The sequence below is a fragment of the Lutibacter oceani genome (assembly GCF_003384935.1).
In the GTDB taxonomy this organism is placed as follows: domain Bacteria; phylum Bacteroidota; class Bacteroidia; order Flavobacteriales; family Flavobacteriaceae; genus Lutibacter; species Lutibacter oceani.
The window spans coordinates 262,803-284,335 of the sequence record NZ_QTTQ01000011.1 but is presented as its reverse complement, the minus strand read 5'-3'; the positions used below and the strand labels follow the sequence as shown (position 1 = coordinate 284,335).

The following is a 21,533-nucleotide window of genomic DNA, read 5'->3' as shown; positions in this document are numbered from 1 at the left end:
CAATAGTATAATTTTTTAAATTTAATGAATAAATAAATACTACTTAAATTTGCACATTAATTTATATAAATGTTAGAAAAAATAAGCAGATTTATAATAAGTTTTAATTTTTTAAAAGCTTTTGTTTTAGCTTTTGCAATGATAACTCCTATTTTAATTGGCAATTTTTTGCTGAATGATATTTCAGTAGGGTTTAGTGTGGCTTTAGGTGTATTGTTTTGTTCACCAACAGATGTTCCCGGAAGTTTAAAACATAAATTTTTTGGCTTATTAGCAGCGATAATTTTATCTTTTAGTTTAACCTTTTTATTTGGTGCTATTTCAGAAATTGGTTGGGTACTTGTTTTATTATTAGGTATAATTGTTTTTTTAGTTTCTTACCTTTCAGTTTTCGGGTTTAGAGCATCGCTTATTTCATTTTCAGGACTGTTAGCAATAGTGTTAAGTTTTGCTTATAACAGTACTTCAATAAGTTTATGGGAACATTCTTTATTAATTGCATTAGGAGGCTTTTGGTATTTAATTTTATCGATGTCTGCTTCATTATTATTTCCTAAAATTCAGACGGATGAATTATTTGTTGAAGTAATAGAAAAAACAGCCGATTTTTTAAGAGTGCGAGGAGAATTGTTGATTTGTAAAACAAAACGTGATGCTTTATATCATAAAATGTTTGAATTACAAGCTGAAATAAATGATAAACACGAAAATTTAAGGGAAATTATTTTAAATAACAGTGCAAATACAGTTTTATCAAACAGAACAAGAAGACAACAACTCGTGTTTTCAGAACTAATGGAAATTTTAGAATTGGCAGTTGCAAACCCTGTGAATTATAAAAAATTTGATGAAGTTTTTGACAAACATCAAGAAAAAATAGCGGTTTTTAAAAATCTGACTTTTGAAATCGCTAACCAACTGGATCACATTTCAAAAGTGATACGAAAAGAAGCAATATTAAAACCGAATCCTAAAATTGATGAGCTATTAAAGGAAACAACCAGAAATATAGATTATTATAGAATTTTAGTAGGTTTACCAAAATCTAGAGTGGGTACTTTAATGCTTTTAAACTTAAATAATTATCAAGAAAAGCAGGTTCAAAATATTGTTGGATTAGAGCGGGTTTTAGGAAACTATATTTCAAATAATAAAATTTTAGACATTAAAGATGCTAACAGATTTATTACTCCACAGGATTATGATTTTAAAAAATTAATTGAAAATTTTAGTTTTAAGTCGCCAATTTTCAAGCATTCACTTCGTTTAGCTCTAATTGTTGTTATAGGGTTTTTAATTGGTAACATTTTTTCTATGCAAAATCCATATTGGATTTTATTAACAGTTATAGTAATAATGCGCCCAAGTTATGGCTTAACTAAAGATCGTACAATACAAAGAGTTGTTGGAACCTTAATTGGAGCATCAATTGCTACATTAATAATTTTAATGACCCAAAGCACTTTAATATATGGTATTATTGCAATAATTTCTTTACCAATAGCTTTTTCAATAATTCAATCTAATTATAGAAATGCGGCAATATTTATTACCTTAAATGTTGTTTTTGTGTATGCAATTGTAGAACCTAATATTCTTTCGGTAATTAAATTTAGAGTTATTGATACATTAATTGGTGCAACATTGGCATTTGGTGCAAATTATTTTTTATGGCCAGCGTGGCAATTTCAAAATATTCAAGAATATTTTATAGAAGTAATACAATCTAATTGTAATTTTTTGAAACAAATTGATGCTTACTATCATAAAAAAGGAGAAGTGCCAACAGTTTATAAATTATCTAGAAAAGAAGCTTTTTTAGCTATTGGAAATTTAAATGCAGCGTTTCAAAGAATGAACCAGGATCCAAAATCTAAACAAAAGGATTTTACACATATTTATGAAATTATAACCATAAACAATACCTTTTTGTCGTCGTTAACTTCTTTGGGAATGTTTATTAGAAATAATAAAACTGTGGCCGTTCCTTTTCAATTTGAAATTATTGTTGCTCATATTATATCTAATTTAAAATTAGCAATTGAAATTCTGAATGATAGTGCAAGTATAAAAGAGTTAGAACATTCAGAAGTTGATAAAGCTCAAAAATTATATGATTCATATTTTGAAAACCTTTCTAATCAACGAGATAAAGAGATAGAAGAAGGTATAGAAATAACTATTGAAATGGGTGATAAGCTAAAAGAAACACAATTAGTTTCAGAACAAGTTAAATGGTTATTTAACTTATCTGAGAAACTAATTAATGTTGTTAAGCAATATAAATCTAATACTTAATTTATTTCACTTTTTCACCACCTATATAAGTTTCCTCAACTTTTATTGAAGGTATTTCAGAAGCTTCAACTTCCATAATGTTTTTGTCAAGTATTATAAAATCGGCCATTTTACCTACTTCAATACTTCCTTTTTCATGTTCTTCAAAGTTTGAATATGCAGCCCAAATAGTCATTCCTTTTAAGGTTTCTTCTCGGGTTAATGCATTTTCCATTTGAAAACCATTTTCAGGATAATTATTTAAATCTTTACGAACCACGGCAGCATAAAAAGTTAAAAAAGGACTCACTTTTTCGACAGGAAAATCGGTTCCTAGTGCTATTTTTCCGTATTTATTTAATAAATCTTTAAAAGCATAGGCTCCTTTTATGCGCTCAGCTCCAACTCTGTCCTCAGCCCAATACATATCAGATGTTGCATGTGTAGGTTGCACAGAAGGTAAAATATTATCAAAATAATTAAAATCTTCTTTATCAATAACTTGTGCGTGTTCAATTCTCCAACGCCTGTCTTTTTGATCTTTTAAAACATCTTTATAAGTTTTTAACATTACGTAATTTGCTGAATCTCCAATAGCATGTGTATTCATTTGATAATCTGAAGCTGCAATTTTTTCAGCATAACGTTTTAAATCTTTCAATGGTGTTACCAGTGCTCCAAAATGGTTGTGTTGATCGCTATATGATTCTTTCATCGCTGCACCTCTTGAGCCTAAAGCACCATCAGCATATACTTTAAATGAACGTACATTTAAACGATCAGTTTTAATAATTCCTTTTTGTGTGTAATAATCAATGTTTTTATCACTTACAGAAACCATTGCATAAATTCTCATTTTAAGCGCTCCAGTTTTTTGTAAGGTATCAATCAATTCAATTACTTCTTTTGAAAGTCCTGCATCATCAACTGTGGTTAAGCCTAATTCGAAACACATTTTTTCAGCATTTTTTAAAGCTTGTGTTATTTCATTTATAGATGGTTTTGGAATTTGTGCATTAATTAAACCCATGGGCCCATCAATAAAAATACCAGTTAATTTTCCATCCTTTTTTAAAATGTAGCCACCTTCAGCTATGGTATTTACAGTAACTCCTGCCAAATCTATAGCAGTTTGATTGGCTAATAAAGCATGGCCATCAATTCTTGTTATTACAACTGGAGTTTTTGGAAATACTTTGTCTAATTCTTCTTTTGTTGGAAATTCTTTCACTTCCCAATCATTTTGATCCCAACCACCTCCAGTTATGTAGGGTACTTTATTTTTATTTTGAAATTGAGAAATTTTATAGATAACTTCTTTAAAGCTCTTTGTTCCTGTTAAATCTACTTTTTGTTGTTGCAAACCTAAACCAAGAAAATGGCAATGCGCATCTATAAAACCTGGAACAATTGTTTTTCCCTTTGCATCATTTATAAAAGTTGGGGCATATTTCTCTTGAATTTCTAAAGTAGTTCCAACATCAATAATTTTACCATTTTTAATAGCAAAAGCTTCAGCTTTTTCGAAATTAGTATTTACAGTATAAACGTTAGCATTAATAATAACACTATCTACTTCTTCTTTTTTATCACAAGAAAATGTAATTACAGCTAAAATTAAAATGGATAAATTTTTCATTTTTTAGTTTTAAAATTAATTTAAATAATTATCTAATAAATATACTAGTGAAGTCATTGAAGCTGCACCTAATTCAAGTTCTCGTTTGTTAACTTTATCAAAAGTATCTGTTGAAGCATGGTGATAATCAAAATAACGTTGAGAATCTGGTCTGTAACCAAATAGAGAAATGGTTTCATTTTTTAAAGGGCCAATATCTGCACCGCTATGTCCTTTATCAAAATCGTGTAATCCGTAAGGTGCTAATAAAGGTTTCCAACTCATAAATAAATCGTAGTTTTCAGAGTTTATATCAAATGAGAAACCTCTTGGAGTGAAACCGCCAGAATCAGACTCTAAGGCAGCAATATGATTTTCATTATTATTTTTAGCCTCTTCAGCATATTTTTTTCCACCGCGTAACCCGTTTTCTTCGTTCATAAATAATACCACACGAATGGTATGTTTTGGCTGAATATTGTTTAATTTTAAAAGGCGTAAAACTTCAATAGATTGTACAATTCCTGTACCATCATCGTGTGCACCATCACCCAAGTCCCAAGAATCTAGATGTCCGCCAACGGTAATATATTTATCTGGAAATTCACTCCCAGTAATTTCTCCAATTACATTAAATGAAGGAGCATCAGGAAGTGTTTTACAACTTTGTTTAAAATAAAATTTTAAAGAAGGATTTTCTTTTAATTTTTCACTTAATAAATTTGCTGCTTTAGTGCTAATTGCAGCAGTTGGGATTTTTTGATTTTCTTCTAAATCACCATAACTCATTGCTCCAGTATGTGGAAAATCATCAATACTATGTGTCATAGAACGTACAATTGCTCCAAGCGCACCAAATTTACCAACTACTTTTGCACCGCCACCTCTTTGGTCAACACAACCTCCATAAGCTTTAAAAGTAAGTAATAATGCATCATCAAATGGACGGTTAAAAAAAACTATTTTTCCTCTCAATTTTTCACCTAACTGTTCCGCTTCTTCCAAACTTTGAACTTCAATAACTTCACCTAAAACACCATCTTTTTGAGTTGCAACAGATCCACCTAGTGCACAAATAGGAACATTAAATTTTTCATTACTACTTGTAAAAAAAGCTTCTTCTTTTTCTCCTCTCACCCAATGTGGTACCATAACTGGTTGTAACCATACCTTGTTAAAATTTAATTCAGTCATTAAATTTTCACCCCATTCTACAGCTTTTTGAGCTTCTGGTGAACCTGAAAGTCTTCCTCCAATATCATTTGATAAAGCGTCTAACCATTGGTAACTTTTCCCATTAGTTAAGGCACTATTAAATATTTTTTTTATCGTTATTGAATCAGCCTTGTTAACCGTTTGCGCTAGTTGTTTTGCAGGTTTTACTTTATTACAAGATGAAATTACAATTAGAAAACTAAGTGCAAGAAAAATGTTTCTCATGAGTATGTAGATTTTAGATTGCTAAAACTACATAAAATAGTTGATAAAAATAAACTCGTTTTATAAATCAAATTTATAAGTGATACCTGCTAAAATTTGTAGTGTTTGCACTTGATAATTTACAAAAGACTGGTATTTTTTACCCAACGCGTTGTTCACTTTAGCAAAAGCTGTTAACCTGTCTGAAAAAATATAACCACCATTTAGGTTTAAATCCATATAAGAATCATTTTCTATAATAATTCCGGCAGTTGAAGGTTGTCCATAAGGAATTACAAAGTCTTTTGTTTGCCCGTTATAAAATAATTTTGCTCCTGCAAACCAACTTTTATTTTGGTAGTCAGCAGAAATGGTAGCTGTTATGTCTGGTAAATTCCAAGCTTCTAATTCAGTTTCAGTAGTATAATTTGCATAATTTATTGTTCCTCCAAAATTAAATTCCTTAGAAGCATTTATAGTTAGTTCTCCAAAAAAACCGAGTGTTTTAATAGAATCGTAAATTACACCAAATGAATTTCCTGCTTCATACGCATTTGCAACGTTAATAGTACCATCTGTTTTAGTTTGATTTTGAACAAAAAGTGGTTTATTTTTTTCATTGGTATGGCTAACCATAAAATTATAGCCAATATTTGAAGCTAACTTTCCTTTAGCACCTACAAATGCTTTGTATTGCTTATCTGTTTGCAGCATATTTAAAGTTGGTGAAATATAAGGGTTTTCATTTGAGAAATTTCTATAGTTGTTTTGTACTAAATCTCCTGTAGCACCAGCAACTAATATAAAAACTTCATCTACTAATTTTAGTGATGCTGTTACATTTGGATATGCATAAAATGTATTGGTTTTATTTTCAAGATCACTTGAATAATACAATTTAGCACCTAAATTAACAGTTAAATTTTCACGTAATACTTCAAAATTTGGGTTGAAACCTAAATTTAAGAAGCTATATTTAATATCATCAGTTGTATTGTAATTTTGTTTAAATTTTCCGTTAATAAGATCAATTAAAAACTCACCATTTATTAATTCGGTTGAAATAGGAAATTCTAATTTTGGCTTCACTGTAAGCCTAAATTCATTACTGTTATAATTGTCTGAAAAATTAATTAATTCAGCAGTAGCACCTTGAAAAAACGAATCTTCAAAACTAACTTTTCCGCCAACATATATGTTTTTATAAATTTGTTTTTCATCCATTGAGTTAATTACAGCATCATCAAAAAGAACATCAGATGGTAAACCGTAATAATTGTATAATTTACGCTGAACACCAGCATTTATCTGCCAATTATAATATTTGTCAAATTGCTTATAATAACCATCAATTTTGGTATCTGCAAAGTTATCATTCAACAATAAATCTTTAATTCCACCTTCAGAAGAATGGTGATTTATAAAAATGCCTAAATCACTATATCTAGCATCTCCAGTATGTAAATAAGCTTCAAACAACGGACTTGTAAAATTTCCAAAACCAGCTGAGATGTAATTTTCGAACAAACGTTCTTTTGGTTCTTTTACAACGCCTTTGGCTTTTCCTTTTGAAGGAGTAAAGGTAGAAGCAACTGGAATTGAAAAAATACTATAATTAACTTTTTCTTTTTGAATTGTTGTAACAGTATCTGTAAGTGGATTGGACTTTACTTTAAAAGCATCTGAAATTGTTGGAGTGTATGGTTTTACAACCAAAATTTCCTCTGTTTTTAAAGTATCTGTTTTAGTTTCTTGTGAATAAGAAACGCAGGCTGCTAAAATTAATATTGAAGTTATAAGGAGCTTTCGCATAGGTTTCAGTTTAAAAGTTGAAAGTTTACAAAGTTTGAAAGTTGTATTTAATAAACTTGTCATCATTTTAATTTTTTATGGATTCGTTTGTTTTTGCTTCTTCGGTTTTTATTTTATTTAATGCTGTAGTAGCTTCTGCAGTCACATCATCAAATTGAGCAAAGTTTTTAATTACACTTTCTAAAATATAGGTTGCTTGGTATGCATCATCTAGTTCGTAATAGTTATTTGCCATTAAAATTAAACCTTTTGCTGCCCAATATTTATAAGCGGAATAGTCTGAAGCAATTTTTTGAACAATTTGATTAGAAACTCTGTTGCTGCCATCTTTGTTTTCAAAATATGCATCGTAATACAAAGCTTCAGCTTTTAATTCTCCAGAAGCAATTTTTTCAACTTCCTTATATGCGCTTCTTGCTTTATCTTCATCGTTGGTTTTAATTGCAGAACGCGCAATAATTATATGTGCATCAGATTTTACACGATTTTCTAATTTAGAATTTCTCAACACCATTTCTGCATAGTTAACTGCTTTGCTATAATTTTTATTTTCATAATAACCTTTCATTAAATTTGATTGTGCAAAAGTTATATTTTGAGGTAAATCGGCTTCATTTTCTAGACGTTCTAAAACAGGAATAGCGCTTTGCCAGTTATTGTTTTCTAAATAAACTAACGCTAATCTTGAAAGTGCACTTTCAGTAAATTCATTTTGTTGCTGTTCTATCACAAAATTATAATATGGAATAGTTTCCTGATGTTTTTTTTCTGAAAACAACGATTGTGCTAAATAAAAATTAGCTTGTAATGCATGTAAGCCTCTTGGGAAATTTTGCAAGTACTTTTTAAAACTTGAAATGGATTTATTGTGATTGTTTTGCAAATATTGTTTTTCAGCAGATTCGTACATATCATTATCTAAATCTGCATCAGAAATATTTACAAAATCAACACCTTTTACCCAATTTGCATATTCATCAACTCTTCCTAAATCAACATAAATTTGACGTGCATCTTTAACCGCTTGTCTGGATTCAGCTGTATTAGGAAATCTGCTTACAACATTTTTGTAAGTTTTTAAAGCTTGTTCATTTTTATCTGTATTGTAATATATTAAACCTTTTTTAAGTAAGGCTTTTGAAACTAAAGGACTTCTTTTATAAGTAGAAATCAGCTTGTCAAAATTCTCAATAGCTAATTGATTTTCTCCTTTTTTTATGTAAGAATTTCCCAACACATAAAATGCATCATCTCTATAAGTTGATCGTAAATATTTGTTTAAAAATGAATTTAGTTCATTAATTTTAAGATTTTCGTTACCAGTTAATCCATAGCAAATTGCTTTTTGAAACTGGGCATAATCACCATCAATACCATTAGTTTCAATGGCTTTGTTGTAATAACTTATAGCGCTTGCATAATTACTGTTTACAAAATATCCATCAGCAATTCTTAAATAACTATCGTTTCTTCTAACGGTATCATCAGTATTTTTACTAATGTATTTATTAAATTCGGAAATGGCTTGTGTATATTCTTTTTGTTTAAATAATGCATAGGCCATATTGTAATTAATATGTTCAAACTCGGAAGTTTTTGGAGCTTCATAATTTGTGGCAAAATTTTCAAAATCGGCCAAAGCATCAATAAAATTGTTTAACCTGTAATTAGATTCACCTTTCCAAAAAGTTGCTTTTGCAGTAAATGTCTGGTCTAAAGGAATGCTTAAAGAGCTTTCAAAATTTTCTTTTGCTAAATCGTAATTTCCTTCAGAAAAAAGTTCAGAACCTCTATAAAAAGCCACTTTTTGAAATAAAGCACGCTCTTTTGCACTTTTTTTATTTTTTAAAAATTCAAGCGCGCCTTTATAATCTTTGGAAGTTATGTAAGCACTAATTATTAAATTGTTGATTTCTTCTTTATGGGTTGAATTTGGATACAGTTCCATATATTCTTGTAAAACATCAGGAACACTTTTATAAGGATTTCCAATTTCGTAACTCAATTTAGCATAATTAAGCCAAGCATCTTTCTGAATTTCTGGCTCAAACTTCATTTGTGATGCATTTCTAAATGCATTTAATGCTTCCTGCTTTTTCTCTAATTTTAAGTAACATTCAGCTAAGTGATAATAAGCATTTTGTGATACTGCATTATTTCCACCAATTATTTTATTGAAATTATTAATGGCATTTTCAAAGTCGTTTTGTTTATAATAAGAGTATCCAATTAAATAAAAATCGGTATTATTCCATTTGCCGCGTTTACCTTTGTAATTTTTTAAATGAGGTATTGCTTCTTTATATTTCTGAAGATTAAAATAACTTTCTCCTACTATTTTGGAAATTTCAGAATGTTCAAGCCCTCTCGATTTTGCCAAGAGAGGTTCACCTTTTTCAATGGCAATTTCAAATTTCCCTAATTTAAAATTCATATCAGCCAAATAATAAGAAACATCTTTTTTGAAAGATGTATCATCTTCAACTTCGCCTAAATATTTATCTGCGGTTGCATAATCATCCTGGTTATAAGCAATAAAACCATAGTAATATTTTGCTTGTGCTCCATATTCCTGAGAATCTAATAAATTTAAAAAATAGTTTTTGGCCTCAGTATAATTTTTAGTTGCAAACAAGGAATACGCATATTTAAAATTAAAAGTCTCTTCTTGTTTTATAGTTAAATTGGTAGTATTTACCTTTTTATACCATTTTGCAGCATAAGAATATTTACCAACTTTATAATAATAATCGGCAACATCAATAAAAGCACTATTTCTTTTTGTACTTGTTGGATACTTATCTACAAATTGCTGCATTAAATCGTCTGCATTTCGTTGTCCTAAACGAACCGCACAATTAGCAGCATAATACTCACAATTTGCTTTTAATTCAGAGGAGTTATCAAAATCATTTTTTAGGAGGTTAAATTTTTGCTGAGCAGCAACATATGCTTTGTTTTGATACAATGCTACAGCGTGATTGTATTCTTTTAAAGGGTTGGTGTAAATTGCTGTTTTTTGTGCTGAAATAGTGAAGGATATAAATAACACTACAAAGGGCAATACAATTTTTTTATAATTCATTTTTAATAAAAATTGAAAGTTGAAAACTATAATCTAATAACGCAATATTTTTTTGAAATTGCATTTGATAGTTAATATTTTTATCAAAAGGTTATCACAAGAACTATACCTAAAAATAAATTTGAATTACGATTATTGTATTTTTTTAAAATTATTAATTGTGTAGATGTTGAAATTGTATAATTAAATATTTAGATTTGTTAAAAATCAGTTTTAAATGTCAGAATCGATACTTTCTCTACAAAATGCTCAAATTTTTCAGCGTGAAAATTTAGTTTTATCTCATGTAAATCTTACAATTAATAAAGGTGAATTTGTGTATTTAATTGGTAAAACTGGAAGTGGAAAAAGTAGCTTAATGAAAACGTTGTATGGCGATTTAACCCTTGAAAAAGGAACTGGAAGTATTGTAGGTTTTAATTTAAATACATTAAAAGAAAAAGAGATTCCTTTTTTAAGAAGAAAACTTGGAATTGTTTTTCAAGATTTTAAATTGTTAAACGATAGAAATGTATTTGAAAATTTAAAATTTGTTTTAAAAGCAACAGGTTGGAAAGATGCAGCTAAAATGAAAACTAAAATAATGGAAGTTTTAGCAAAAGTAGGAATGGAAACTAAAGATTTTAAAATGCCTTTTCAATTATCTGGTGGAGAACAGCAAAGAATAGCCATTGCCAGGGCTTTGTTAAATGACCCAGATTTAATTTTAGCCGATGAACCAACCGGAAATTTAGATCCTGCAACCTCAGTTGATGTTATGAAAGTTTTAAAAGAAATTCACAACAGTGGTAAAACTATTTTAATGGCAACTCATGATTATGCACTTATTTTAAAATTTCCTTGTAAAACATTAAAGTGTGAAGGAGGAGAACTGTTTGAAGTTGTTCAGCAGAAAAGTTCAGTATAATAATGATTTCAGTTTTAATTCCAATATACAATTACAATGCTGTAACTCTTATTGCTTTTATTTTAGAACAATTACAAAATACTGACATTCAATTCGAAATTATTTGTATAAATGATGCTTCAACTAAGTTTAGTTTTGAAAATAATGAACTAAAAAAGTTTAAAAACACTCAATTAATAAATTTAGATAAAAATATAGGAAGAAGTAAAATAAGAAATTTACTTGTAGAAAAATCAGCTTATAATTGGTTGTTGTTTTTAGATGCAGATGTGTTACCAAAAGAACCAACTTTTATAAAAAAGTATATTGAATGTATTCAAAAGAGTGAAGATAAGGTTTTTGTTGGAGGTATTGTTTACAGTAAAAATAAACCAGAAAAGGATAACATGTTGCGATGGGTTTATGGAAAAAAAAGAGAAGAGATTTCTGTTGAAAAAAGGAATTATAAACCTTACCAATATGTATCTGGTGCTAATTTTTTGATTAATAAATCAATTTTTAACCATATAAAATTTAATGAGAAAATTAATAAATATGGATATGAAGATGTGCTTTTTGTTGAGGAATTGAAAATTAAAAATTTTAAAATAACACAGATTAATAATCCTGTTTATCATTTAGGCTTAGAAACTAATTCAATTTTTTTAGCTAAAACAAAAGAAGGAATTGAAAATTTATTACGTTTAAATTCAAGTCAGATTTTAAAGGGTGAAAATTTAAAATTATTAAGAACATTTAAAATTTTAAAAACACTTAAAATAACTTGGTTTTTTGCTGAAGGATATAACGTTTTTCATAAATATTTTGAGAACAATTTATTAGGTAAAACACCATCATTATTTTTATTAGATATTTATAAATTAACTTATTTGTGTTTTATAAATACCAAATATAAATCAATTTAAATTTTCAAATATTTCAATTAATTTATTTTCTTCATTTTCCCAAATTAGTTCATTTTTAGCAATTTCTAATTTTTTTTCAAAATATGAAGTTTCTTTTTTAAGTAATTTTTCAATTTGATTTACCAATTGTTTTGGTTCTCTACTATTTATAATTTCTCCAACATTGTATGTTAAAATTATTTGTTTCATTTCTGGTAAATCTGAAACTAATACTGGAATTTTGGCATTAATGTAATCAAACAATTTATTTGGTAATGCAAATCTGTAATTTAAACCTAAATCTTCTTCCAAGCTTATTCCTAAACTAGCCAAAGGTGTTAATTTTTTAAGTTTTTTTGGAGTAATTTCACTAATAAATTTTACTTTTTCAGATACATTTAGATTCGTAATTTTTTCCTTTAATTTAAGTTCAAGATCTCCTTTTCCAATTATTATAAAAATAGTGTTATTAATAAATTGCATGGTCTCAATCATAAGCTCCAAACCTCTTCCTTTATTAATTGCTCCTTGATATAAAATAATTTTTTTATTGCTTGTTTCAAAAGGAAAATTATCAGTTTTTTGAGTTGTAGTTTTATAGGGGAAATTTCTGATTAGTTTAAAATCAGTATTATATTTTGTATTGTAATAATTTGCAATTGAGTTACTAACTGTTGTGCAATTTTTAATTTCAGGAACAATAAATTTTTCAATTTTCAACCAAAAATTTCTAACAAAAGGCTTATCAATTAATTCGGGGACTTCAGTAAATAATTCGTGGCTATCATAAACTAATTTTTTTCTAAAAACTTTACTAATTATAAAATTCGGTAATAATGTATCTAAATCATTACTAAGTAAAATATCTTTTTTTAAAAAAAATAGTTTAAAAAATAATCGCAAATTATATTCTGCATAAAATAAAAATCCCTTATTAAATAATAAATTAAAACGGTGTACTTTATAAGGTCTGTTTATTTCTTTACTATTGGGTAGTTTTCTTCCAATTAACAGCAGGTTATAATTCATTTTCAACAGGGTGTTACAAATTTTATAAACCCGTTGATCAGTTACCAAATCATTTGTTACAGAAACTATTACTCGTTTCAAAAAAGCTGTTTTTTATAAGTTAACTTTTACTTTGTTTAAAGTAAAGGTAATATATGTTTACCATTAAAATAAATCCGTTAGATATAATAATTGGCCAAGAAGTTTTAAGCATGATACCGTAAAGTATAAATAATATGGCACCTGTTGAATTTACGATTCTTAAAGTTGATATGTTTTTCATTAAAAATGAAACCATAAGTACTGCGGAAGCCATATAGCCAACCCATTCTGTATATGAAATATTTAAAAGCATTTATTATATTTTAGCTGGCAAAGGTAAAAGAAAAAAGGAAAGGTTTATAAAAAAAGAAACCTCACTCAAAAATGAGTGAGGAAAATTGCTATGAAAAAGATTGATAAGTCTTTCAACTCATCAAGTGCAAATATACAAATAAAATAATTTAAGAATGAATTTTTTTGTTAAAATTTTGTAAAATTTATGAGTGCTTTAATTAAAGTAAGCATTTGTTTTTTGGATAGCTTTGTAAATAAGGTTATGAATTTCAGATCGCATATCTTTTTCTCCAAGTTTATTATTACTCATAGTTGGATATACCCTGTTTGATAAGAATACATATAAAATGCCATTATCTGGGTCAGCCCATGTAAAGGTTCCTGTAAAACCACTATGTCCAAAGCTATTGGCAGAAGCATATTTACTACTTGCTTTAATTTCTGGATCTAGGCTAGGTTTATCAAAACCAAGGCCTCTTCTTATGCTGTCATTTTCATAATACCGCTGGTTAAATTTATCAATTGTTTTACTTTCAAAATATCTTTTACCACCATAAAACCCTTTTTGTAAATACATTTGCATCATTTTAGCAACATCATTAGAGTTAGAAAATAACCCTGCGTTTCCGCTAACACCATTCATCATTGCGGCTCCCATGTCATGAACGTTACCTCTTAATGTTTGATGTCGGTAATAATCATCAATTTCAGTTGGAGCTATTTCAGTTGGACTAATTTTTTTTAATGGATTGTAACCTAATGATTTTGAACCTAAAGGCAAATAGAAATTTTCATTGTTAAGCTCATCCATTTCTTTATGGAAAGTATCTTTAATATACTTTTTAAATAGGTAAAAGATAAGTCCGCTATATTTATAGCCTTCAGTTTTTCTTTGAGGAGCTTCAGCTATTTTCTTGTAAATAGAGTCGGTATAAGAATTAATTAAAAATAAATTTTCAGCAACTTTAATGGAGAAATTATCACTTTTAGTTGTACTATATAAGTTGCTAAAAGGTACTTTTGAAATACTATCAACTGTTTCTAAATAATAAGGAATCCAAGGTTTTATTTTACCTACATGAGATAAAGCTTCTTTCATAGTAATCGTATCTTTATTGGAGCCTTTTAAATATGGCAACAATTCACCAAGAGTAGTTTCTAAATTAAATAAACCCATTTCTTCACTTTTCATAATCATTGGAAGACCTCCTAAAATTTTTGTTACTGAAGCCAAATCGTAGATGTCGGTTAATTTTACTTGTTGTTTTTTGTCATAGGTTTGGTATCCAAAACTTTTATGATAAACTACTTTTCCGTAACGAGCAACCAATACTTGCCCTCCGGGTGCCATTGTTGAATCTACAACCATAGTTGTTAAAGAATCAATTTTAGAGAGTAATTTGCTGTCCATATCTACTTCTTCAGGAATCGTATAGGATAATCTCATTAAATTTGAAGTAGTTATTCCTGTTCCTTCAGGAAAAACTTGATTTATTGAAACTGGCAATTTTCCTTTTATCTCTATTGCTCCAAAAATCATCTGTGCCGAAATTTCCTGAGACACTTTACTGTTTTGATACGAAACTAAAATTGCATTTATATTTTTGAAATCTGGGATGTTTAATAAAGCATACGGACTGGCAAAAACATCTAAAATTACGTTGTTGTTTTTAGAAATTTCTTCTAACCAAATAAGCTCTTCTTCAGTCATTTTAAAACTTTTCCAAGGAGTTTCATTAGATTTATGATAACCAATAATAACAGTTGAATAAGGTTCTAATTTTTGCAATAATACAGTTAAATTTTCTTCAGAAATAATATCAACTTGTGTATACTTTTTTAAGGTATTTGTAAAGGCAAAATTATCAGAATCTCCCAATTTAACATAGGCTATTTTAGTATTTGATAATTCTTTAATTGGTACTATAGCTTCCTTATTTTGAACAAGCGTTGTAGCTTCTTTCATTAAAGAGCGGTATAATAATTTGTCTTTAATGGTAATAATATCTTCTTGTATGCTTTCTTCATTTATTGGTGTAAAATTATTCAAGCCTACCCAGTATTTAGCTTTTAAAATCTTTATTACAGATTGGTTAAGTTTTTCTTCTGTAAAAAGATTTTTTTTAAGAGCTGACTTTAATTTTTTCACAGCAGCTTTTACATCCTCAGGAATTAATAACATATCGTTACCAGCTAAAAAAGCTGCCAAATCAATATCTCCGGGCTTTGCATAATTGGCAGCACCTTTCATATTTAATGCATCTGTAAAAATGAGTCCATTATATCCCATTTTTTCTTTTAAAAGTTCTGTAATAACTTTATAAGAAATAGAAGTTGGAACTCCAGGTTTAGGTTCTAATGAAGGCACATTTAAATGCGCCACCATAACACTTGCCAAATTGATTTTAAACAATTCTTTATAAGGAAACAATTCAATAGAATCTAATCGTTCTAAAGTAAAATCAAGAAAAGGAAGTGTTTTATGAGAATCTGTAGAAGTATCTCCATGTCCCGGAAAATGTTTCGCATTTGCAAGCACTCCAGTACTTTGCATTCCATTTGTAAAAGCAATTGCTTTTTCGGTAACATTGTATTTATTTTCGCCAAATGAACGATTACCAATAATTGGGTTTTCAGGATTTGTATTAATGTCAACTACTGGAGCAAAATTAACATGGATTCCAATTCTTTTACAATGTTCTCCTAATCGTTCTCCAAATTGCTCAATTAGTTTATTATTTTGAACAGCACCTAAAGTCATATTCCAAGGATAACGAAACGAATTTTTTAAACGCATATTTAAGCCCCATTCCCCATCAAAACCAATTAATAAAGGAATTTTAGAAGTTGCTTGATATGTATTTGTTAATTCAGCTTGTTTTTCTGGAGTTCCCTGCATAAAAATCAACCCACCAATATGATATTTCTTAATCATTTTTTTTACATAGGCTGTATGTTTTTTGTCTTTATTTGAATAGGCTTGAATCATAAAAAGCTGGCCTATTTTTTCATCTAAACTTAGCTTATTCATAATATTTTCAACCCATTTTTCTTGATCTTCAACATCAGAAGTTAGTAATGGATCAATTTGTTGCGCATAGCTACTAGTTCCAAGAAATAAGAAGATGCTTGCTATTAGTATTTTTTTCATTTTTTAATATTTTTTTATTCTTTTATTTGTGCTCCAGTTCCGTTTAATTCTGAAAATAAAATGTTGCCATTTACTAATTTTACACCTGTTGCTACATCATTTTTTAACAATAAAGCACCGTCCATATCTACATAATCTAAAAGTGGCGTTAAATGTGCAATTGCTGAAATACCAACAGAAGATTCTGTCATACAGCCCACCATGGTTTTTAAACCTAAAGATTTAGCTTTTGTAATCATTCTTTTAGCAGGAGTTAAACCGCCACATTTCATTAATTTGATGTTTACTCCGTGAAAATGATTGTAACATTTTTCAATATCACTTTCAATAATACAGCTTTCATCAGCAATTATAGGTAAGAAAGTATTGTCGAACACTACTTTTGCTCCTCTCCAGTTATCTGCTGGTAGCGGTTGTTCAATAAATTCAACGCCTAATTTTTTTAATTCAACAGAGTTTTTGACTGTTTCAGTAACATCCCAACCACAATTTGCATCAATTCTAAAAATGGAATTTGAATGTTTTCTTAGTTCAGTAACTATTTGAATATCATCTTTTGTTCCCAACTTAATTTTATAAATTGGCCATGATGTTTCTGTCATTTTTGAAACCATATTTTCTATGGTGTCAATTCCAATTGTAAAATTTGTTTGAGGAATATTTTTAGGTTTTAAATCCCAATATTGATACAATTTAATTCCTTTTTTACGTGTGTATAAATCCGTGTAAGCTTCATCTAAAGCGCATAATAAAAACATATTATTCTTAAAATACGGATATAAATAATCCCAGTATTCTTTTGGTGTTTTATCTGAAATGTTTTCAATAATCACTCGTTTTTCAAGAAGTTCTTCTTCAAATTGCTCAACAAAGGTGTTGTAATATGGGTTTGCGGTTGCTTCTCCAAATCCTGAAAATTCATTTTCTTGAAGTTCCACTATTATTGAAGGAATTTCAGTTCTAGTACCTCTTGAAATTGTAAAAGGATGCTTTAATTGTAATTTATAGGTTCGTATAATTAGCTTCATTTTACAGCAATGCGTCTCTTAAAATTGATACGGGATGTTTAGATTCTCTGGTAGTTCCATCCTTTATTTGATGCCTACAACTAGTGCCAGGAGCTGCAATAATAGTGTCAATTTCAGTATTTCTAATTTTTGGAAATAAGGTATCTTCACCAACTTGCATACTAATTTGATAATGCTCTTTTTCATAACCAAAAGAACCTGCCATACCACAGCAACCTGAATTAATAATAGTTACACTATAATTTTTTGGAATTGATAACATCTTAAAAGTAGGTTCCGTGCTACTCAATGATTTTTGTTGACAATGACCATGAATTTTTAATATTGCTGATTTGGTAGTAAAGCATTCAGAAGTGATATTGTTTTTATCAAATTCCTGTTTTATAAACTCTTCAATAGTAAAAGTATTTTTTGAAATTTCTTTGGCAGCTTCTTTATCATCAGCCAATCTTAAATATTCATCTCTAAATGTTAAAATTGCTGAGGGTTCTATTCCAACCAGAGGCTTTGTATTGGTTATTTTTGTCTTAAAAAAGTTTACATTAAAATCGGCCTTTTCTTTGGCTTTGTCTAAAATTCCTTTTGAAATAAAACTTCTTCCACTTTCTTCGTGTTGTGTAATGTTTATTTTGTAGCCTAATTGGGTCAATAATTCAATAGTATCAATACCAATGTTTGCATCATAATAGTTTGTAAACTCATCAACAAATAGAAACAATTCGCCATGTTTTACAGGCTGATTAAGCAGTCTTTTTTTATTTCTTTTATACCAACTATAAACAGTTTTTTTGGCTAATTTAGGAATGCTTCTTTTGGTGGCAATTCCCATTAATTTTTTAGTGAGTTTTGTGTTTAATACTAAATTTGTAAAAGTAGGAGTAAGGCTTCCTAATTTATTCCATTTTACATTATTGGCAAATAGTTGAGTTCTAAACGGAATGCCATTTTCCTTGTAATATTGATATAGAAATTCTGCTTTTAAGGCAGCAACATCAACATTACTAGGGCATTCACTGGCACATGCTTTACAACTTAAGCATAAATCGAAAACATCGTATAATTCTTTGTGATTGAATTTATTTTGCTTTTCTGAATTTGTTAAAAATTCGCGTAGGGCGTTTGCTCTTGCACGTGTTGTATCTTTTTCATTTCTGGTTGCTCTGTAACTTGGGCACATAGTTCCGCCAGCTTCAGGGAGTTTTCTGCAATCGCCTGAACCGTTACACTTTTCGGTAGCTCTTAGAATTCCTAAACTATCTGAAAAATCTTGTATGGTTTCAATCTGTGGCTCTTCTCGGTCAATTTCATAACGCAAACTTTCATCCATAGGAAATGGATCTATAATTTTTCCTTTGTTAAAAATTGAATTTGGGTCAAAAGTTTGTTTTATGCGTTTTAAAAGTTCATAATTTTTTGCTCCAATCATTTGAGGAATAAATTCAGCTCTTACAATTCCATCGCCGTGCTCTCCGCTAAAAGAACCACCATATTTTTTAACTAATTTAGCTGTTTTAGAAGTTATTTCTCTAAATAAAGCAACATCTTCTTTCTTTTTTAAATTAAGTATTGGACGTAAATGTAATTCACCAGCACCAGCATGTGCGTAATACACAGCTTCTTGTCCGAAATCTTCCATCATTTTAGTGAATTCTGCAATGTAATTTGGCAGGTCTTTTACTGTTACAGCCGTATCTTCAATACAAGCCACGGCTTTATTGTCTCCAACAATATTACCTAACAAACCTAAACCAGCTTTTCGTAAGTTTACAGCTTTGTCAATATTGTTATTTACTAATTTTGGAAATGCATATCCCAATTTTTTTGATTGTAAATCATTTATTAAAGCATCAGCTAATTTGTTAGATTCGTCATTAGAATTTGTGCAAATTTCAAGCATTAATATAGCTTTAGGATTGCCTTCAACAAAAAACCTGTTTTTTAACTGCTCTCTGTTATTTTTAGTGCAATCTAAAATGGTTTTATCCATTAATTCACACGTAAATAAATTATGTTTCATTGCAACTACAACAGCCTCCATACTTTCTTGAATGCTGTTAAAATGAGCAGCAATCATAATGTTTTTAGAAGGAGGAAGTGAGTCTAATTTTAAAGTTATTTCTGTAGTAAAAGCTAAAGTACCTTCGCTTCCTGTTAATAAAGTTGCTAAATTTATGGATTCATTTTGACCTCCAAAACCTTCGTAGTTTAATAACTCATCAATAGGATAACCATTATTTCTTCGGTGGATATTTTTTTTAGGAAATTGACTTACAATTTCTTGTTGTGTTTCTTCATTGGATAATTCATTAAAAACAGTCTTATATATTTTACTTTCTAAAGAATTTCCAATCTTTTTTTGATTAAATTGTTGGGTGGTTAATTCATTAAAAACGACTTCAGAACCATCGCTTAAAATTGTTTTTAATTCAAGTACTTTATCTCTTGTAACACCATATTTTATGGAAGTTGTTCCAGATGAATTGTTACCAACCATTCCACCAATCATACAACGATTACTTGTAGAGGTATTTGGACCAAAAAATAATCCATAGGGTTTTAAGAAATCGTTTAATTCATCTCTAATAACTCCAGGTTGAATAGTTATTTTTTTAGTATGCTCATCAAAAGCTAAAATATTTGTGAAATGTTTTGATGTATCTACAACCAAACCATCTCCAACACATTGGCCTGCTAATGAAGTTCCAGCCGCTCGAGGGATTAAAGTGATGTTGTTTTCTGTTGCAAAATTGATAAGAGTTTTGATATCATTATTGTTTTTTGGATATGCAACCCCTAATGGAATTTTTCTATATACTGATGCATCAGTTGCGTAAATACTTTTATGCAAATTGTCAAAAAAAAGCTCTCCTGACAATAAATTATTTAGTTTGTTTAGGTCTAATGTTTTGGTAGACATAAAATATGTTTTTAAGAAGTATATATAATTCCACTACTATGGTCTATGCTTGCTCCTGTAACGCTTTTTAGGCAGTTATTTTTTCCTTCATTTTTTAAATAACCTAATAAAGCAAAAACTAAAGCTTCTTTATAATTAATAATACTATCATCAGGTATTATTAATTGAGTTTTTGTAAGAGACTGTAATCTTTCAATAAGAAAACCATTGTAGGCACCTCCACCAGCAATAAGCATTTTTTTTCTGGGATTTGAGTCCGTTTTTTTTGCAATTTGGATGGCTATATGTTCAACAAAAGTTCTTAATATATCTGTAATTTCAAGTTTATACTTATCAATTATTGGAAATATGGTTTCTACTATAAATTCATAACCCAATGATTTTGGTTTAGAATCGTTATAAAAAGGCAAAGAATTTAATTCGTTTAGTAAATCCGATTCAATATTCCCTTTTGAAGCAATTTCACCATTATCATCATATTCAAGGTTTAATAAATTTACATAATGGTTTAAAACAATATTTGCAGGGCAAATATCAAAAGCAATACGTTGTTTGTTCTCATCATTCATTGAGATATTTGAAAAACCACCTAAGTTTAAGCAATAATCATATTCAGAAAATAAAAGCATATCTCCAATTGGAACTAGGGGAGCACCTTGACCGCCCAAAGCAACATCTTGTACTCTAAAATTACAAATGGTTTTTATTCCAGTAATTGTATTAATATATGGACCATTTCCAATTTGTAGCGTGTAGTTTTCTTTTGGATTATGATAAATAGTGTGACCGTGAGAGGCTATGAAATCTAAATGTTCAATTTGGTTACTTTTAATAAATTCTTTTAGAGTGTTGCCAAGATAAATACCATAATTAGCATCAAGCTTTGTTAAAGCTTCTCCTGTTAAATGAAAACCATTTTTTAAAGCTATTTTCCATTCTTTTTGGTAAGGAATTGTAGTGGCTTTAAGTATCTCAAATTGATAATTAGTATCAAAATTAAGTTTTATGTAAGCAATATCAATGCCGTCTAAAGAAGTGCCACTCATAACACCAATGCAATGTTTTGTAAGATTTCTCATAATTTTATAAGT

At 28.9% G+C, this 21,533-nt stretch carries 13 protein-coding genes; 3 read left to right on the top strand and 10 right to left on the bottom strand.

Features of this window, described 5'->3' with window-relative positions; translation table 11 throughout:
* Positions 1-69 precede the first annotated feature (69 nt).
* Complete coding sequence (locus BX611_RS10525) at positions 70-2,298, top strand: FUSC family protein (protein WP_115880990.1); 2,229 nt, start codon at positions 70-72, stop codon at positions 2,296-2,298.
* Position 2,299: 1 nt separating this feature from the next.
* Here the strand turns inward: BX611_RS10525 and BX611_RS10520 are convergent, their stop codons facing one another.
* The 4 genes from BX611_RS10520 to BX611_RS10505 form a co-directional block, all read right to left on the bottom strand.
* Entirely contained in the window at positions 2,300-3,916 is a 1,617-nt protein-coding gene (locus BX611_RS10520) for an amidohydrolase (protein WP_115880988.1), read from the bottom strand.
* A gap of 15 nt (positions 3,917-3,931) precedes the next feature.
* Complete coding sequence (locus BX611_RS10515) at positions 3,932-5,335, bottom strand: M20/M25/M40 family metallo-hydrolase (RefSeq protein ID WP_115880986.1); 1,404 nt, start codon at positions 5,333-5,335, stop codon at positions 3,932-3,934.
* Positions 5,336-5,395: 60 nt separating this feature from the next.
* The gene (locus tag BX611_RS10510; protein WP_115880984.1) at positions 5,396-7,126 is read right to left on the bottom strand and encodes a TonB-dependent receptor; all 1,731 of its coding nucleotides are present in this window, start codon (positions 7,124-7,126) and stop codon (positions 5,396-5,398) included.
* A 67-nt stretch (positions 7,127-7,193) separates the two neighbouring features.
* Positions 7,194-10,211: a tetratricopeptide repeat protein gene (locus tag BX611_RS10505; protein WP_115880982.1), complete on the bottom strand. Its 3,018-nt coding sequence runs from the start codon at positions 10,209-10,211 to the stop codon at positions 7,194-7,196.
* Between the two features lie 217 nt (positions 10,212-10,428).
* Between BX611_RS10505 and BX611_RS10500 the strand changes: the two genes are divergently transcribed.
* Positions 10,429-11,118, top strand: coding sequence for a cell division ATP-binding protein FtsE (locus BX611_RS10500; protein ID WP_115880980.1), 690 nt, complete (start codon positions 10,429-10,431; stop codon positions 11,116-11,118).
* A gap of 2 nt (positions 11,119-11,120) precedes the next feature.
* Complete coding sequence (locus BX611_RS10495; protein WP_115880978.1) at positions 11,121-12,023, top strand: glycosyltransferase family 2 protein; 903 nt, start codon at positions 11,121-11,123, stop codon at positions 12,021-12,023.
* On the opposite strand, the gene BX611_RS10490 is transcribed toward BX611_RS10495, so the two are convergent.
* The 6 genes from BX611_RS10490 to BX611_RS10465 all read right to left on the bottom strand — a co-directional run bounded on the left by BX611_RS10490 (position 12,015) and on the right by BX611_RS10465 (position 21,521).
* Complete coding sequence (locus BX611_RS10490) at positions 12,015-13,112, bottom strand: glycosyltransferase (protein ID WP_147296415.1); 1,098 nt, start codon at positions 13,110-13,112, stop codon at positions 12,015-12,017. The genes BX611_RS10495 and BX611_RS10490 overlap by 9 nt on opposite strands.
* A gap of 19 nt (positions 13,113-13,131) precedes the next feature.
* Positions 13,132-13,365 (bottom strand): uroporphyrinogen decarboxylase, encoded by a 234-nt coding sequence (locus tag BX611_RS10485; RefSeq protein WP_115880974.1) that lies wholly within the window; start codon positions 13,363-13,365, stop codon positions 13,132-13,134.
* Positions 13,366-13,560: 195 nt separating this feature from the next.
* Positions 13,561-16,497 (bottom strand): glycoside hydrolase family 3 N-terminal domain-containing protein, encoded by a 2,937-nt coding sequence (locus BX611_RS10480; protein ID WP_115880972.1) that lies wholly within the window; start codon positions 16,495-16,497, stop codon positions 13,561-13,563.
* 14 nt (positions 16,498-16,511) lie between these two features.
* Positions 16,512-17,525, bottom strand: a complete 1,014-nt coding sequence (locus BX611_RS10475; RefSeq protein ID WP_115880970.1) for a dipeptide epimerase — start codon at positions 17,523-17,525, stop codon at positions 16,512-16,514.
* Position 17,526: 1 nt separating this feature from the next.
* Entirely contained in the window at positions 17,527-20,442 is a 2,916-nt protein-coding gene (locus BX611_RS10470) for an FAD-binding and (Fe-S)-binding domain-containing protein (protein WP_115880968.1), read from the bottom strand.
* Between the two features lie 11 nt (positions 20,443-20,453).
* Complete coding sequence (locus BX611_RS10465) at positions 20,454-21,521, bottom strand: anhydro-N-acetylmuramic acid kinase (protein WP_115880966.1); 1,068 nt, start codon at positions 21,519-21,521, stop codon at positions 20,454-20,456.
* Positions 21,522-21,533 lie beyond the last annotated feature (12 nt).